Source organism: Vibrio sp. R11-SG3-ISO9 (genome assembly GCF_059834255.1).
In genome coordinates, this window is the sequence record NZ_JCBDGU010000046.1 from 78,817 (window position 1) to 94,429 (window position 15,613).

Annotated in this window: 13 protein-coding genes; 10 read left to right on the top strand and 3 right to left on the bottom strand. The window is 45.3% G+C overall.

Going from position 1 to position 15,613, the window contains the following annotated elements; genetic code table 11:
- On the bottom strand, positions 1-1,008 hold the full coding sequence (locus AC6R05_RS16775) for a polysaccharide lyase family 7 protein (protein ID WP_500648086.1): 1,008 nt from the start codon (positions 1,006-1,008) through the stop codon (positions 1-3).
- Positions 1,009-1,395: 387 nt separating this feature from the next.
- On the opposite strand from AC6R05_RS16775, the gene AC6R05_RS16780 reads away from it, so the two are divergent.
- Genes AC6R05_RS16780 through AC6R05_RS16790 form a run of 3 tightly spaced genes read left to right on the top strand, consistent with a single transcriptional unit; the run spans position 1,396 to position 4,318 of the window.
- Positions 1,396-2,730 (top strand): dihydroorotase, encoded by a 1,335-nt coding sequence (locus AC6R05_RS16780; RefSeq protein ID WP_500648073.1) that lies wholly within the window; start codon positions 1,396-1,398, stop codon positions 2,728-2,730.
- Between the two features lie 36 nt (positions 2,731-2,766).
- On the top strand, positions 2,767-3,327 hold the full coding sequence (locus AC6R05_RS16785) for an LbetaH domain-containing protein (protein ID WP_408693259.1): 561 nt from the start codon (positions 2,767-2,769) through the stop codon (positions 3,325-3,327).
- Positions 3,317-4,318 carry a CobW family GTP-binding protein gene (locus AC6R05_RS16790; protein ID WP_500648074.1) on the top strand — a complete coding sequence of 334 codons (1,002 nt, stop codon included), beginning with the start codon at positions 3,317-3,319 and terminating at the stop codon, positions 4,316-4,318. Before AC6R05_RS16785 ends, AC6R05_RS16790 begins: the two co-directional genes overlap by 11 nt.
- A 154-nt stretch (positions 4,319-4,472) precedes the next feature.
- On the opposite strand, the gene AC6R05_RS16795 is transcribed toward AC6R05_RS16790, so the two are convergent.
- Positions 4,473-5,345 (bottom strand): aspartoacylase, encoded by an 873-nt coding sequence (locus AC6R05_RS16795; protein ID WP_500648075.1) that lies wholly within the window; start codon positions 5,343-5,345, stop codon positions 4,473-4,475.
- Between the two features lie 323 nt (positions 5,346-5,668).
- Between AC6R05_RS16795 and AC6R05_RS16800 the strand changes: the two genes are divergently transcribed.
- The 3 genes from AC6R05_RS16800 to AC6R05_RS16810 all read left to right on the top strand — a co-directional run bounded on the left by AC6R05_RS16800 (position 5,669) and on the right by AC6R05_RS16810 (position 10,438).
- Positions 5,669-7,432 (top strand): ABC transporter ATP-binding protein, encoded by a 1,764-nt coding sequence (locus AC6R05_RS16800; RefSeq protein WP_500648076.1) that lies wholly within the window; start codon positions 5,669-5,671, stop codon positions 7,430-7,432.
- On the top strand, positions 7,426-9,210 hold the full coding sequence (locus AC6R05_RS16805; protein ID WP_500648077.1) for an ABC transporter ATP-binding protein: 1,785 nt from the start codon (positions 7,426-7,428) through the stop codon (positions 9,208-9,210). The genes AC6R05_RS16800 and AC6R05_RS16805 overlap by 7 nt, the downstream gene beginning before the upstream one ends.
- Positions 9,211-9,523: 313 nt before the next feature.
- Positions 9,524-10,438, top strand: coding sequence for a LysR family transcriptional regulator (locus AC6R05_RS16810; protein ID WP_500648078.1), 915 nt, complete (start codon positions 9,524-9,526; stop codon positions 10,436-10,438).
- A gap of 19 nt (positions 10,439-10,457) precedes the next feature.
- Here the strand turns inward: AC6R05_RS16810 and AC6R05_RS16815 are convergent, their stop codons facing one another.
- The gene (locus AC6R05_RS16815; protein ID WP_500648087.1) at positions 10,458-11,975 is read right to left on the bottom strand and encodes an arylsulfatase; all 1,518 of its coding nucleotides are present in this window, start codon (positions 11,973-11,975) and stop codon (positions 10,458-10,460) included.
- A 347-nt stretch (positions 11,976-12,322) separates the two neighbouring features.
- Here AC6R05_RS16815 and AC6R05_RS16820 point away from each other — a divergent pair, with 347 nt between their 5' ends.
- The 4 genes from AC6R05_RS16820 (at position 12,323) to AC6R05_RS16835 (ending at position 15,528) form a co-directional block, all read left to right on the top strand.
- The gene (locus AC6R05_RS16820; protein ID WP_032550326.1) at positions 12,323-12,607 is read left to right on the top strand and encodes a hypothetical protein; all 285 of its coding nucleotides are present in this window, start codon (positions 12,323-12,325) and stop codon (positions 12,605-12,607) included.
- A 51-nt stretch (positions 12,608-12,658) separates the two neighbouring features.
- On the top strand, positions 12,659-13,081 hold the full coding sequence (locus AC6R05_RS16825) for a hypothetical protein (protein ID WP_500648079.1): 423 nt from the start codon (positions 12,659-12,661) through the stop codon (positions 13,079-13,081).
- Positions 13,082-13,309: 228 nt separating this feature from the next.
- Complete coding sequence (locus AC6R05_RS16830; protein WP_500648080.1) at positions 13,310-14,125, top strand: tetratricopeptide repeat protein; 816 nt, start codon at positions 13,310-13,312, stop codon at positions 14,123-14,125.
- Between the two features lie 137 nt (positions 14,126-14,262).
- On the top strand, positions 14,263-15,528 hold the full coding sequence (locus AC6R05_RS16835; protein ID WP_500648081.1) for a peptidoglycan DD-metalloendopeptidase family protein: 1,266 nt from the start codon (positions 14,263-14,265) through the stop codon (positions 15,526-15,528).
- Positions 15,529-15,613: the final 85 nt, after the last annotated feature.

The following is a 15,613-nucleotide window of genomic DNA, read 5'->3' on the forward strand; positions in this document are numbered from 1 at the left end:
TTATTTTCCGTTCAGTTTCAACGCTGAAAAGGTCACGCTGTTGTAGTCACCATTCTTCTTGTCTGTCGCGAAGTCACCTGTACCCGCACAACCCGGCCCCCAAATTGGGTGAGTGTCGTTCACGCTACACTGGCCATATGCGCCGGCTTTAAAGTAGAAGTCATCCTCAGCGTAACCTGTAGGGAAGTCTTTCTCATCAATCCCTTTGCTTAGGTCAATTTCGTATCTCACCGTGTCATGACGTGCGGTTTCAAAGGTCAGATACATCGTGGTCTCTTTTACTTCAACGCGGTAGCTGAACTCTTCACCCAACTTGATGCCCGCCTTACCTGGCTCTTGTTGGTTTTCCCAAGTGTTGCCCCAAACTGGGTAAGCGATGTCAGCACGGTTTGGATCTTTTTTCGCTAGATTACGCTCGTAGTTCCAGAATACAGAGCCGTACTCATGGCTCGGAAACTTTTTATAGAAGATTTTTAATGGTTCGTTACCGTGCCCATAGCCTGTTTTTGCTTTGATGAGTTCATTGTGTTTCTTGGCGTGGATCTGACCCACTACTACAGAGTGTGCAGGGTACTTCTCTGGATGTTTAGCATTGATGGATACATGATCAACTTTGAGAGTCGCCTCGAGTGTCCCGCCAACGGCGCTGTACTCATCCGCTTGAGGGTGGCTAGAGAGTGCCCATTGATTGAGTTTGCCGTCGGTAAGAATGTTGTCAAAGTTAGCGCCGCGCGGCATTTGGCGTAGTTCAGAACGAGCGTTCTTTGAGTTCTTGGTTGTGATCGCCTTGTTGTGTACCTCAAACACAAGGTGTCCATCTTCGTTCAGGAAGAAAAAGTCCTCATGAGAGTAGCTCATCATTGCGACGCCTTCGATCTCGTCGATGCGCCCATCTTCATTGATGTCAGAAGGAATCGTGATCTTCCAGTTTCGCATGTCAAACTTATCGGCAGGGACGGCGTGGGATACACCATTGTTAACCACTTCAGCCATAGCAGCTAAAGGCATAGACAACAGTACAGATGCAGCAATTAGGGTTCTTTTGTTCATTATTGGTACTCTTATTATGTAATATTGTCGTACATAATAATTATCATTGAAACAAGAAAAAGGCTTGATCGCCCTATGTGTAAATAAGATCACATTTTTCTTGGGATTTAATGAGGTCACTGTGAGGGCTGTCTGACTGTCCATACTCTCGATAGGAATGACTATTAAAGCTCACTAATAAGCTCATCAATAAACCATACAAAGAGTTACAACCTTATGTTGGTTATGTTATAACGTAACATTAAATTGAGCGTTAGCACCTTTGTTGTCTTGAAGAGGGGCACCAATAGTCTAGTGGTCATTGCAACCCAACCTTTAACAATGACAAGGAGCTTGTTAAATACTATGTCTGCAACGCTGATCAAAAATGCCCAAGTGGTGAATGAAGGGGTGGTTATTGAGACTGACGTGAGAATTGTTGGTCAACGCATTGATAGGATTGCAAAGGGGATTGAGGCGTATCCTGATGACTCAATCATTGATGCAAAAGGTCGTTTTCTTATTCCGGGAATGATTGATGACCAAGTGCACTTTCGCGAGCCAGGTTTAACCAACAAAGGCTCCATTGCTTCAGAATCTCGCGCTGCGGTAGCTGGAGGTATCACCAGTTACATGGAGATGCCGAATGTAAACCCTGCGACGACCACGATTGAGGCGCTGGAGAAAAAATTCGCTATCGCAGAAGAGCGCTCGTTAGCCAACTATTCCTTCTATTTGGGTGCAACAGAGGACAACTTAGAGCAGATCAAGCGACTAGACCCAGCGATTCACTGTGGCGTGAAAGTGTTTATGGGCGCATCGACAGGCAACTTACTGGTAGAGGCTCCGGATGCTTTAGAAGCGATCTTCCGTGATTCCCCTGTGCTTATTGTTACCCACTGTGAGAGTGGTCCGGTAATCCAGAAAAATCTAGATAGACTTAAGCAGTCAAAAGCGACATTGGAAATAGATGATCATCCAGTGCTAAGAGATGACGAGGCGTGTTATGCATCTTCGTCCTACGCAGTCGGTTTAGCTAAGAAGCACAACAGTCAGCTGCATGTTTTACACATTACGACTGAGAAAGAGCTCGCTCTGTTTGACAAAGGACCGATTGAGGGCAAAAACATCACCGCTGAAGCGTGTGTGCACCACCTTTGGTTCAGCAACGAAGACTACGCCACGTTAGGCAACCAGATTAAATGTAACCCTGCTGTGAAATACCCTAGCGATCGAGATGCGATCGTAGCGGCTCTTCAGACGGGCCAAATCGATATTATTGCGACTGATCACGCGCCTCACACTTGGGAAGAGAAACAGGTTCCTTATGAGCAAGCACCAGCGGGTTTACCGCTTGTACAGCATGCATTGTTGACCCTATTCGATCACGTCAATAGCGAGCGTATGACGATTGCGCAGGTCGTTCAAAAAACGGCTCACAACCCATCTATCCGTTACGGCATTAAAGATCGTGGATTCATCCGAGAGGGGTACTTTGCTGATTTGGTGCTTGTCGATATTGAATCTTCAACAGAAGTGACCCACGAAGACAGCTTATATCATTGTGGTTGGACGCCTTTCGCTGGACATACTTTCTCTTCACGTATTGATGGCACTTGGGTCAACGGTCAACTTGTGTATGAGAACCAAACCGTGACTGACCAACCAGTTAAAGCGATGCGCCTAGCATTTGAGAGATAATTTAAGTTTCAAAACCTGTTGTTGTGAGTAAGTAGTATGTTAAGAAGAAATCCAAGCGGTCATATGCCGCAAGTCTCTGAAAAGGCATTTATCGACCCTACAGCCATCATCTGCGGTAAGGTTATTATCGAAGAGAATGTATTTATTGGCCCATACGCTGTGATTCGTGCTGACGAGGTGAATGAAGAAGGTGATATGGAAGCGATTGTCATCAAGCGCGATACCAACATCCAAGATGGGGTTGTGATTCATTCGAAAGCTGGAGCGGCGGTCACCATTGGCGAACGCTCTTCTATTGCCCACCGCTCAATTATTCACGGACCTTGTGAAGTGAGCGACGACGTTTTTATTGGCTTCAACTCAGTGGTGTTCAATACTGTTATTGGTAAAGGTTGTGTGATCCGCCATAACTGCGTGGTTGATGGGAGAGACCTTCCAGAGAATTTCCATGTGCCACCGATGACAAATATTGGTGCTGAATTTGACTTAAACAGTATCTCTAAGGTGCCGCCAGAGTATTCGGCGTTTTCTGAATCGGTTGTCTCAGCGAATCACACCCTTGTTCAAGGCTATAGGAGAATCGCCAATGAGCTCTAAACAAGCTTCTATTTCTGGAGTGCCCACCAATATTATTACTGGCTTCCTTGGGGTGGGAAAAACCACTGCCATTCTTAACTTAATGAAGCACAAACCGGAAGGCGAGAAATGGGCAGTGCTGGTTAATGAGTTTGGTGAGATAGGTGTGGATGGCAGCCTGATACAGGGACAGAAGCCTGACGCTCAATCGGTGTTTATTCGTGAAGTCCCAGGTGGGTGTATGTGCTGTGCGGCTGGTTTACCTATGCAGATCGCGCTTAATCAACTGCTCACTGAAGCGAAGCCTGATCGTCTGTTGATTGAACCGACTGGTTTGGGTCATCCAAAAGAAGTATTGCAGGTCTTATCATCTGAGCACTATCGCACGGTACTATCGCTTCAAAAGAACATTACCTTGGTTGATGCACGTAAACTTGCAGATCCTCGTTACACTGAGCACGATACCTTCAATCAGCAAATTGCCATCGCTGATACCGTTGTCGGTAATAAAATTGACCTCTACCAAGACGGCGATAAAGAGAAGCTAGAGGCATACGTCGCTAAGGTGGCAAAACCTGACACCAGAGTCGTTTTTGCGGAGCACGGTGAAATTGCTCAGCATGAATTTGATGGCGATACTCAAGCGCACACTCATGAACATCACCATCATCATCACGGCCACAGCAAGCCATTAGCCTCGGAGTTACCAATGCCAGAAGAGGGTGTTATTAAAGCCAGCAACAGCGGTGAAGGTTTTCACAGTGAGGGATGGCGTTTCTCTGCAGACAAGGTATTTGAACGCGAAGCCGTTGTTAAACTGTTGTTGACGATCGATGCAGAGCGCATGAAAGCCGTGTTTATCACCCAAGACGGCATTTTTGGTTACAACCAAACAGCAGACGGCCTGACGGAGACTGAGTTGGATGATTGCAGCGAAAGCCGTATAGAGGTGATAGCGACAGAAATAGATGCAGAACTAGAGAGCAGATTGCTGAGCTGCTTGAGTGCTTAGAGCCAACGGTTTGCCAAACTGCCTATTGTAGGTGGTTAAAAATGAGCCCCTTAAACGCTTCATTGCGTTTTAGGGGCTTTTGTTTTTTAGAAGGTTCGAGCTTAGGCTAGCTAGCAACAGTATTCGTCAGAGTATCGTGTGGTTGCACAAATTATTAAGCCACAATGACCTTTTTCTTTTCCGCCAATGCCATCGCGATATTCGCTGCGCTATAGGCACTTTCGTTAATAAAGTGCGGGTAGACCTCTTTTTCGCTCTCCCAAAGTACATCGTATCCGAAGAAGGTAGCCAGTATCGGATCACCTTGCTTAACTACTTCAAAGTCGCGCCCGCATATTGTTGGGTGCACGGTTGCTGCGCGCATGCCGTCGTGATCGAGTGGGATTTGAACCTCTTCGAGGTAGTAATAGGCGTCGTAGTTTTCTACTTCTCCAACCTGATCCAAATTATGTTTTTCGACATAGTCTAGTACCAGGGTCAGCATCTGTTTCATTAGCTCTAATGAGTTGTAGGTTAACGAGCCATGTGCTTGAGCGCCAACTTCAATCATGATGCCATGCTGACCGGTAGTGCAAAGGTATGGTTGATCCTGCCAAGGTTTGCGATCTTCAAACAGGATATTAGATTCTGGCATACGTTGTTTCACATACGCGCCCATCTTTTCATAGAAAGGGTCGTTTGAAAGCAAGATTAAGGTTGCCCCCATGTTGCTGGTGGTGTTGTGAAGATCAACAATCAGTTGCTTATTGTTGTCTGAATGCATCGACGCGATTTTTTGCGCAAGTGTTTGTTCAGCATTCGCTTCGCCGTCATCGCTGTTCTTTACTGCAAACTGACGATTGAGATCGTCGTCGATGAAACGCACGTTCTTTTTAACGGCTTCTGGGTTTCCTGTCATCGATAACACCGAAAATGTCGCGCGATCTGCGTTATATAAACGGTCTTTGATGAGCTTTTGTAGATAGATTCCTGTTAACTCGTTGCCATGTGTACCCGCAACCAGTAGAACGCGATTTAGTTTGTCCATGAGCGTGATGTTCCAAATGTTACTGCGTTTGAAAACAGTATTGACCAAGGTAGCCAGCACTGTGGGATAATAATATTTGGTAATGTTATATCATAACAACTGAGTGTTTTGTATGAGTTCAACGTTTGTTGGCAACTGCTTAACGTCATTGCTGAATATGTAGCGATGAAAAGCAGAACTTGGGTCATCTTCAGCCTATTTGGGATTTTAATTATAGTTGACCTTGTCAACTAGTTGCTTTTGGGTTACCTTTGTACTGTAAACGTTAACCCTCATCGACACTGGTTGATAACGCTCCCCAAAAGGCTCAAAGAAAGACCTATATGACTAAGTCTCAGTTTTTCGCGCATTACCTGCGTTTGAATCGTAAGTCTTACCTGCTTGCGATTGTTTTCATATTTCTTGTTAACTGGCTGCAGGTTGAAATCCCTCGCTACATCCAGTTGGCGATTGATCTTATCGATGATGCATCGGTGGCAGGTCATGATCAGCTGAAAACGTATATTGCGATCATCGTGGTGATGTCGGTGTCGATGATAATTGTGCGGATTTGGTCGCGTATTTATGCGCTTAATCCGGGGCGTATAACCGAAGCCTCTCTCAAAAAGACACTGTTAGAAAAGCTCAATCGGTTACCAAACAGTTTCCATTCTCAGTTTGCGTCAGGGCGTTTAATTTCAATAATTAACAATGACTTGCAAGGCGTACGCTTGTTGTTTGGTGTTGGTTTTTTGCAGTTTTTTAACGCGTTGTTAGCGCTGTCTTTAACGCCGTTGTGGATGTGGCGCATTTCGCCTGAACTTACCATGTACTCAGTGATTCCGATCATGATTGCATTCGTTATCTTCCGCGTGGGTTTTGTGAGAATGAAATCACTGCATATGGAGCATATGAAGCGATTACAGAACTTGTCTGCACAGTTGATGAGTTACCTATCGGGCATCGATTTGATAAAGAGCCAACAAATGTCACCGTGGGTGAGAGCTGAGACTGAGAAGCTTAATCAGATGTTGTTGCAATGCAGAATCAAGATCACACGCATTCAAGTGTTCTTTATGCCTGTTTTAGATTATGCCAATGACCTAATGAAGATTCTGATTCTTGGTTTAGGTGGTTACATGTTGGTTAATCAAGAGCTTACGCTTGGTGAAATCACTGCTTTCTTAACTTATTCGGTACTGTTAGCCATGCCACTGATGCAGCTCGGGCGTATTGCGACCATTTATCAGCGTGGCATTGTGGGCATCACCAGTGCACAAACCATTTTGAATGCGAAGGTGCCTGAACGGGATGAAACGACGTTAACTACCGATGAAGTTGAAGCACTGAAAGGCCAAACGCTGTCAGTAAGAAACCTCAGTTATCAATACGAAGGTGAAGAGCGCTTGGTGTTGGATGACATCAGCTTTGATATTCCGGCAGGCAAAAAAGTAGGGGTACTCGGTAGTATTGGCTCTGGTAAAACGACACTGGTTAACTGCTTGAATCATCATTTAGATGTGGTAACTGGGAGTGTGTTTCTGGGTGATAAAGACATCACTGAGTTTTCGCGTAACGATTTGCGCCGCTATGTTAAGACCGTGACTCAAGACCCATACCTGTTTTCAGCTACGGTAGAAGAGAACATTCGATTTGGCAGCACTCAGACTGACATTGCTAAAGAACAAGTGGATGAAGTGTTGAACCTTAGTCAGCTGGCAAATGATGTAGCACGTCTTGAAATGGGTGACCAAACCTTGGTGGGAGAGAAGGGCATTATGCTATCTGGCGGGCAGAAGCAACGATTGAGTATTGCGCGTGCACTATTAGAGCCTGCTGACCTGATCATCATGGATAATGTCCTCTCAGCTGTCGATTATGAAACCGAAAGAAAGATTCTAGAAGGGCTGTTTAAACGCTTAGAGAATCAATCGGTGCTGGTGGTTTCGCATCGTGTCAACGCACTAGAGTATATGGATGAGATCATTGTCTTGAACCAAGGAAAAGTGATCGCTAAAGGCGATCATACAACTCTGCTAAAAACATGTCCTTACTACTATGAGACGTGGCAATTACAGCAAAATGAAGCGGAGGCAGCAGCATGTTAAAAGGCGTTGATATTCAATATCTCAAACACTTCCTGCAGTTTGCGAAGAAGTACAAGCGTTCCGCATTTATCGGTATTGCGATGCTCCCTCTTACCATTATCACGAGTTTGTTGTTTCCGTGGCTGATCATTCAAGTCATCGACGTTCAATTGAGCAATGGCAATATCGATGGCTTGCTGGAATATGTGTTCTATCTGGTCGCGGTACTGATTGTCAGCTATGTGGTCGATACGACTTACTCTTACAACCTTAGAAAGACAGGGCAACTGACCATCACAGATATGCGCTCGGTGCTGTTTGCTCGTGTTCTTAAACTGCCACGTAGCTATTTTGATAACACACCGATTGGCATCACGCTGTCACGTCTAACCAGCGACCTTGAAACCATTGGTGAGACCTTTATTCAATCTGTGGTCGGTTTGGTAAAAGACACGCTCAATACGCTCGCTTTGATTGGGATGATGTTTTACATCGATTGGAAGCTCACTTTGATTGTATTAGTGGTGATGCCACCAGTGACGTATTTGACTGTGTTTATCCGTAATAAACTGCGCCAGATGCATCTTATTACTCGTTCGTCATTGGCTCGCGGAATTGGCTTTTTACAAGAAGCCTTGTTAGGCATGAAAACCGTTCAGTTGTACCGTGCCGAAGAAGCCGTCGAGAAAAGATTCCAAGGCTATACCGATGAGTTTTTAAGAGCGCAGAAGAAGATCAATAAGTACGATGCGATTCTGTTTTCGGTGATCTCAGGTGTCACCTCGATAACCATCGCATTGATGATTTGGTTTGGTTCAGAACAGGTTCTGCAGGGTAGCTTAACTCTGGGTGTATTGATCGCTTTCATCAATACTTTAGAGAAAGTGTTTGTTCCGATTCGTGACTTTACCTCGCAGATCGCTTCTATTCAGAGCTCATTTGCAGCCTTTGACCACATTGAAGAGCTATTTGTTGAGCCGACAGAGGAGCAGGGGAGAAAACTACTGCCGTCGCACCAAGTTGAAGAGCAGTTACGTGACTTTGTGAGTTTGGAATTCAAGAATGTTAGCTTCCGCTATAAGCCAGACGCGCCTTATGTGTTAAAGGATGTCTCTTTCGTTTTAGAGAAAGGCCATCAGATTGCACTGGTGGGCTCGACGGGCTCTGGTAAGTCGACGATCATGCGTTTGATTTCGAAAACCTATCAGAATTATGAAGGCAGCATTCTGCTTAATGGTATCGAGTTGTCAGATATTTCAATGGAAGACTCAGCGCACCTGTTTTCATTGATGATGCAAGACGTACACCTATTCGAAGAGAGTGTTCACTTTAATATCGCACTCGGAAAAGAACATGTTTTTCGTGAACACGTTGAGCAAGCCGCGCGTTATGTATATGCGGACCAATTCGTTAAGCAATTACCTAATGGGTATGACTTCCATCTTGATAAGAACGGTTCGAACTTGTCAGTGGGGCAAACTCAGCTGCTCTCGTTCGCTCGCGCTGTGGCGCAAGGTGGTCAAGTGATGATGCTAGATGAGGCGACCAGCTCAGTTGATTCAATTACCGAAGATCTGATCCAAAAGGCAATGCAAAAGCTGTTCAAAGAGAAGACCGTAATCGCCATTGCCCACAGACTGAGTACCGTTCGTCACTCCGACATGATTTTGGTGCTGGAGAAGGGTGAAATCGTTGAACGCGGTAATCACAGACAATTGGTTGACCACAACGGTGTATATGCAGGGCTACTCAATGAGTCGATTGTTGAAACCAGCGAACCACAAGCGGTTGGAGCGTAATAAGCCTTAAAAATCGTAAAAATGCATATCCAAAGCCCCAGTTTATCTCGCTGGGGCTTTTTCATTTTGAACTGACTCTGATTGGCTATTCTACTTCTTTTCTACTGTGCAGGCAGGGGAAGAAGCTGGAGCATAACTAAGAGTTATACTCGATATAACTTAGCCATTGTTTGATATTGATAGGGGTGATGGGAGTTCTACGTTGTTAACGTTAGAGAATATTTGTGAGTGCTTTCAATCTCAGTAACGGACTATCGAGGTGTGAGGTATCAGGTCACCCCAACGTTCTTGAAACGAGCATGCGGAACAGAACATGAAAAATACAGACTTTAGCTTAATTCCCTATTTTGTTGTGATGATGGAAGAGCTTTCTATCTCCAACACCGCCAAGCGCTTTGGCGTTTCCCAGCCTGCTGTCAGTAAAGCACTAGGTCGACTCAAAGAGACCTACGATGATCCTCTATTCGTGAAGACTAAAGAGGGCTACCGACCAAGCCGTTTCTGTTACGACATCTATCCACAAATCAAGCAAGCATACGATGCCTTTGAATCGACATTTCCAAGCAAGCGTAAATTCGACCCAAGCAAAATTGACCGATCGTTTAATGTCGCGTGCATTAGCGGTGCGATTTACTCGGTCATGAAGCGAGTCTCAGACATGCTTTACAATGAGACACCTGATATTGGAATCAACGTTGACCCTCTGTACACCGGTGATATCGCATTGGACTTACGCCAACATCGTTATGACCTCTGTATCGCACATGTGCCAACCAGTGACCCTGCACTGGAATGTGTACCGCTAGCTAGTGAACGTATGGTGGTGGTTTACGATAAGAACCATCCGCGATTAGGGGAAAGTATTACGCTGCAAGAGTACTTATCAGAGAAGCACGTGGTGCACAGCATGTGGAACACTGAAGATTCGCCACTGATGAAAAACAGTAAGTACGCTCAAAAAAGAAAAGTCGCGCGCAAAGCACCGGGGCCGTTCGAAATGCTAGACATGGTGAAAGGCACTGACTTGGTCTGTATTAGCCAAGAGTCAGTGATAGAGAAGTTTGGATTGTCACAAGAGTTTCAAGTGTCACCGTTGCCGTTTGAGTCTGACTTAGGCATTGAATATCTGGTGTGGCATAAGAGCCGCAATTCAGACATGGCGCACTCGTGGTTTCGCAATAAGATCATTGATGCCTCACAAAAAAAGCCCCAGTGGGGCTTTAATTAGCAAGGCGTTTGAAGTTGGATTAATTCGCGCCTTGCTGTTGCATTTTCTGCACAAGCTTTTGTAGCTTCAAGGTGTTGTAGTTGATGTTCGCAGCACTAAAGCCTTGACCTGCTTGCATTGGGTAGCCTTCTAGAGAACCCATGAACTTCGCCACTTCTTGAGACATTGGAACAAACAACCACATGTTGTCGATCATCCAGCGTGTGTACATACCAGACTCTTTCGCAGCTGTTTCAAATGGGTCCATACGTAGGTTGGTGATTGATGCCCAAGCTGGAGCCTGACGCACTGCTGATTGCATGTCGCCTTCCATCATCGCAAAGCTTGCTTTCCAGTCATTCCAGCGTAGTGCATTTAACTCACCGTTCGCTGAGAAATATAGAATTGTTTCGCGAGGCCCTTTGTCCGTTTTACCTTCGAAGAATGGTTTGAAGTTCGAGCCATCTAGGTGCACACGCCACTCTTTATCATTCAGTGTTACGCCTTCCTTCAGCTCGTCGATAATGTTGTCGTTACCCGCTGCAGCTGCCAGTGTCGGTAGCCAGTCTTCTTGAGACATTAATGCGTTCACCGCAGAGCCCGGTTCGATAACGCCTGGCCATTTCACGATTTGTGGAACGCGCATACCGCCCTCATAGGTGGTGCCTTTCTCACCGTGGAAAGGAGATGTACCGCCATCAGGCCAAGTGAACTTCTCAGCGCCGTTATCGGTTGAAAGGATAACGATGGTGTTTTCAGCAACCTCTAGACGATCAAGCGTATCCAATAGAGCGCCGACGTTGTCATCCAGTTGGCGCATACCGTCTGCGTAGATACCTTGACCTGTGATGCCATTGTAATGATCGTTGAGACGAGTCCAAACGTGCATACGAGTGGAGTTGTACCAAACGAAGAATGGCTTGTCTGCCTTCACTGATTTCTCCATGAAAGTAATCGCTGCTTCAGTGAAATCTTCGTCAATGGTTTCCATACGAGCGCGAGTCAGTGGACCCGTGTCTTCAATCTTGCCATCCGCCGTGGATTTAATCACGCCGCGAGGGCCGTATTGCTTTTTGAACTCTGGGTCTTTTGGATAGAAGTAGGTTTCTGGCTCTTCTTCTGCATTTAGGTGGTACAAGTTACCGAAGAACTCATCAAAACCGTGCTTCGTTGGCAGGTGTTTGTCTTGGTCACCAAGATGGTTCTTACCAAATTGTGCTGTCGCATAGCCTTCTTGTTTAAGCGCATCACCGATGGTTGGTGCCCAGTCAGGAATACCGTGGTCAGAGCCCGGCATACCAATGGTCAAAAGGCCGGTACGGAAAGGGTGCTGACCAGTGATAAATGCCGCTCGGCCTGCAGTACAAGATTGTTGTGCGTACATGTCTGTGAAGATAGCGCCGTCGTGTGCAATACGATCGATATTTGGAGTCTCGTAGCCCATCATGCCACGGTTGTAAGCGCTGGTATTGTAGTAGCCTAGGTCATCTGCCCAGATAGCAAGAATATTAGGTTGATCTGCTGCCGCAACACCTTGAGCCACTGTCAGGGCGCTCATAGCAAGTACGGATTTGGTAAAGGTAGTCAAGGTCGAGTCCTCTCGTTGTTCTGAATTTGGTTGAGAAGAAAGTAACAAAATGCAATTAACCTAGAGGACTACAGGGTATAAATTATGGTTAAATCGCGGAGTTGATGACTGTTAACCGATAAAGTTGTCATTGATAAACAAGAGAAAAGTACACGGTTTTGTATCTTAGGAATGGTCAAAATAAACATATTTTACTTCGGGAAATATGTTATCCTCTCGATACTACTAAAGGGGTGCTTTTTTAAGCATTGAAATGTATACGAGCAACAGAGAACGATGTTCGTGTCAGTCACTTTCTGGCGAGTATGGAATAGAAAATGTTGTTGGAAGAAGTTGTAGAAATTATTGAGTTAACCGATTCAGACCATTTAGTTCAAGCAATGGACCTGTTTAATGAGCATGGCTTTGTTCATGCTGAGCAACTGCCGTTTATGAAGGTGGTATTTGAAACCGCTCCTGAACACCTGACCAAGAAACTCTCTCAAGTCGGATTTAAAGGTAAAGTTGAAATTGTGAAAGCAGAAGGTGCATCTGATTATATCGTGTTTGATGCTGAACGTGCCGAGTCAGAAGGTGCAGTAAATTGGAGTAAGAGTGCTTAAGTCTTTTCGAACGACAAAGCACGACTTTTATCATTATTTGAGGTTAACACAGTGACAACAGCTACCGCTTCATCAACAGAAAAACTGTCTAACGAACATGCGTTATTGGGCGCAGCACTGCTTGCAGCACAAAAGGTTGAGTTCTCACTTTATACGGTCATTGCTCAGTTGGTTACCACTGACAGCAATGAACATGAGCGCCAAGCGATCGAGTTAAATGCCGATACTTTTCTGAAAGGCAACAGTAACGATTTGTCATTGGTTCTAGACCTTTACTACCAAGTATTTGGTAGCAAAATTCCGCTAACTAAGGCAGAAGTGTGCGATTTTGTTTTCAATCGTAATCTCATCTCTCGTAACTATTGGCGTGCTACTGGCGCGGATGTAAAAGGCGGGGAAAAGCTAGGCAATCCAGAGCTCTACTTATCTGAGTTCACGGCTAAGTGTGAAGCCTGGTTACAAAAGCTTTCTTAATTTAGCTTTAAAGCCCAATTTAGCTAATTCAAATTAAAGAAAACCACGGTGATCGCCGTGGTTTTTTTGTTTCTGGAGAGGATTATTTTGACGACTACTTTAAGGCACACTTTAAAGTTACTTTGACTTGGTTTCTCGACTAGCGAATTGCACAATTTCAATATAGAGTGACCTAATATCAAGATGTATAAGGAATATACGATGCTAAGAGTGGTTTGGTTAGTAATAATGGCAGTGTTACCTATGATGGGTGTTGCGTCTGAAGAGACTCGATATTCTGAGAAGGAGTACCTTGATAGACCATTGATGGAACGTTACATCTTGGATGAACTCAAGTCTCTGCGAATTGAACAACAAGACCTAGAGCGCAGAATGACCATTCAAATCACCGACCGTGAGCTAGAAGTCGCGGACAAGTCACTGAACTATGCCAATGTTACGGTCACGTACTTCTTCTACATTATTGCGGGTGTGGCTTCGTTGATTGCGTTGATTGGGTGGCAATCACTTAAAGAAATTAAACACAATACTAAAGAGATGGCTGACCAACGGTTGAATAAGATCGCGCAAGAATACGAGAAGAAGTTTGTTGCCTTGGAGCGGGATTTAAAACGTAAAACTCGCATCATCTCTGAAAACAATCGCGAGATTGAGATCATCAATGAAGTACATAACCTTTGGTTGAGAGCTCAAAACCAACAGACTCCAGAGCAGAAGTTAGAGATCTATGATGAGATCCTTAAGATTCGTCCGGGTGACTTGGAAGCACTGACTTACAAAGCGGATGCGGCCATGGAGATGCAAGAGTTCCACTGGGCAATGAGCCTGTGTAATCGCGTATTAGAAGTGGATGACCAAAATGCGCACGCCCTTTACCAGCGTGCTTGTGCCTACGCGCGATTAGGCTCTGAATCTCAAGCGATTGAAGATCTTAAACGCTCAATAGAAGCGAGTGCCTCAATGCGAGATCTTATCTCTGATGAAACCGACTTTGAAATGTTAAGAGGTTTAGAAGGTTTTGAAGCGCTACGTGAGGAGCAATAGGTCTGCAAGATAGCCCAACCAGTAACAGATAGAGCTGAGGAATAGCTCAATAGATTGTTACAAACACCGGTTTATCTACTCCAATTGTTATGTTATAACAATTGGAGTTTTTTACCTCTGCAAACTCTATTCGACCTATGAAGTTTATTCGCCTAGGACTAGTGACTATCGCTATTGTTGCCTTTTCGCTAGCTGCCGTCCTTTCTATTGAGCCTGAGCCGCCTCAAGAAATCGAAATCAAAGTCACACCTTATCAAGAGTTGGTAGAGAGTGAGGTTATTCCCCCTCAGCCTGTCGAAGCTTCGGAGTCGAATAGTAACCTTGTGAGAGTGCATTACTTCGTTAAAGTCGGGGATACTCTGAGTAATGTGTTTGCTTCGTGGCAACTGCCATACGAAACCGCACACAAGATCTTAGAAGCTGATCTGGAATCGCTCAAGCTAGATACCATCAAGCCTGGGGAGCACTTAGAGCTGCTTGTCGACAAGGATACCCGCCGTCTTGTCGAGCTCACGTATCATGAAAGCTTAATTGAGCGTTCAGTCTATTCACTTAATGACGATGGCAGCTTTGACTATCAGTTCATCGAAATGCCGGGTGAATGGAAAGAGAAGATGTACGCCGGTGAAGTGAATGGCAGCTTCTCGCTATCTGCGCATAAAATTGGCTTGTCGAGCCGCCAAATCGCCAATATCACTCGAACGTTAAGAGATAAGATCAATTTCGCCCGTGATTTACGAGCTGGTGATCGTTTTAGTGTGTTAGTCAGCGAGCAGTATGCGGATGACCACTTAACGGGAAAAACAGAAGTCCAAGGGATCTCTATTCAGCTTCGCGGTCGAGAAGTTGCCGCGTTTCTTGCTGATGATGGTCGTTTTTACGATCGAGAAGGCAACAGCTTGGAACAAGCGTTCGATCGCTACCCGGTGGATCGTCAGTATCGCAGAATCACTTCAGCATTTAACCCTAGACGAAAACACCCAGTGACAGGGCGTATTACTCCGCATAACGGAACAGACTTTGCGACTCCGGTTGGAGCGCCTATCTATTCAACGGGCGATGGTAGAGTTGTCGCAGTGAGAAACCACCCATATGCGGGTAAGTACTTAGTCATTGAACACAACAGCGTTTACAAAACTCGCTACTTGCACTTACACAGATTCTTGGTGAAGAAAGGCCAGCAAGTGAAACGAGGTCAGAAGATCGCCCTTGCCGGAGCAACGGGTCGCATTACAGGCCCACACTTGCACTTTGAAGTGTTGGTTCGTGATCGCGCGGTTGATCCAATGAAAGCAAACTTACCGATGGCAAGCTCGATCTCTAAAGAAGAGAAGGGTGCCTTTTATGCACGTATTTCTGAGTTCGACAAATTGGTAGAAGGTCATCAAGACCAAGCTAGCTAACCTTTAGAGCCCCAGAACCATAAGTAGATAAAAGCAAAGCCCTTTGGTGAGGTGCTGACCTTGCTTTCCCTTCTTGATTGATTAA

Bases quoted from the DNA above. Each gene is read 5' to 3' on its own strand.
- AC6R05_RS16835 (WP_500648081.1), top strand. From the start codon at position 14,263: ATGAAGTTTATTCGCCTAGGACTAGTGACTATCGCTATTGTTGCCTTT.
- AC6R05_RS16805 (WP_500648077.1), top strand. From the start codon at position 7,426: ATGTTAAAAGGCGTTGATATTCAATATCTCAAACACTTCCTGCAGTTT.
- AC6R05_RS16775 (WP_500648086.1), bottom strand. From the start codon at position 1,008: ATGCCTTTAGCTGCTATGGCTGAAGTGGTTAACAATGGTGTATCCCAC.
- AC6R05_RS16790 (WP_500648074.1), top strand. From the start codon at position 3,317: ATGAGCTCTAAACAAGCTTCTATTTCTGGAGTGCCCACCAATATTATT.
- AC6R05_RS16785 (WP_408693259.1), top strand. From the start codon at position 2,767: ATGTTAAGAAGAAATCCAAGCGGTCATATGCCGCAAGTCTCTGAAAAG.
- AC6R05_RS16830 (WP_500648080.1), top strand. From the start codon at position 13,310: ATGGCAGTGTTACCTATGATGGGTGTTGCGTCTGAAGAGACTCGATAT.
- AC6R05_RS16800 (WP_500648076.1), top strand. From the start codon at position 5,669: ATGACTAAGTCTCAGTTTTTCGCGCATTACCTGCGTTTGAATCGTAAG.
- AC6R05_RS16795 (WP_500648075.1), bottom strand. From the start codon at position 5,345: ATGGACAAACTAAATCGCGTTCTACTGGTTGCGGGTACACATGGCAAC.
- AC6R05_RS16820 (WP_032550326.1), top strand. From the start codon at position 12,323: ATGTTGTTGGAAGAAGTTGTAGAAATTATTGAGTTAACCGATTCAGAC.
- AC6R05_RS16810 (WP_500648078.1), top strand. From the start codon at position 9,524: ATGAAAAATACAGACTTTAGCTTAATTCCCTATTTTGTTGTGATGATG.
- AC6R05_RS16815 (WP_500648087.1), bottom strand. From the start codon at position 11,975: ATGAGCGCCCTGACAGTGGCTCAAGGTGTTGCGGCAGCAGATCAACCT.
- AC6R05_RS16780 (WP_500648073.1), top strand. From the start codon at position 1,396: ATGTCTGCAACGCTGATCAAAAATGCCCAAGTGGTGAATGAAGGGGTG.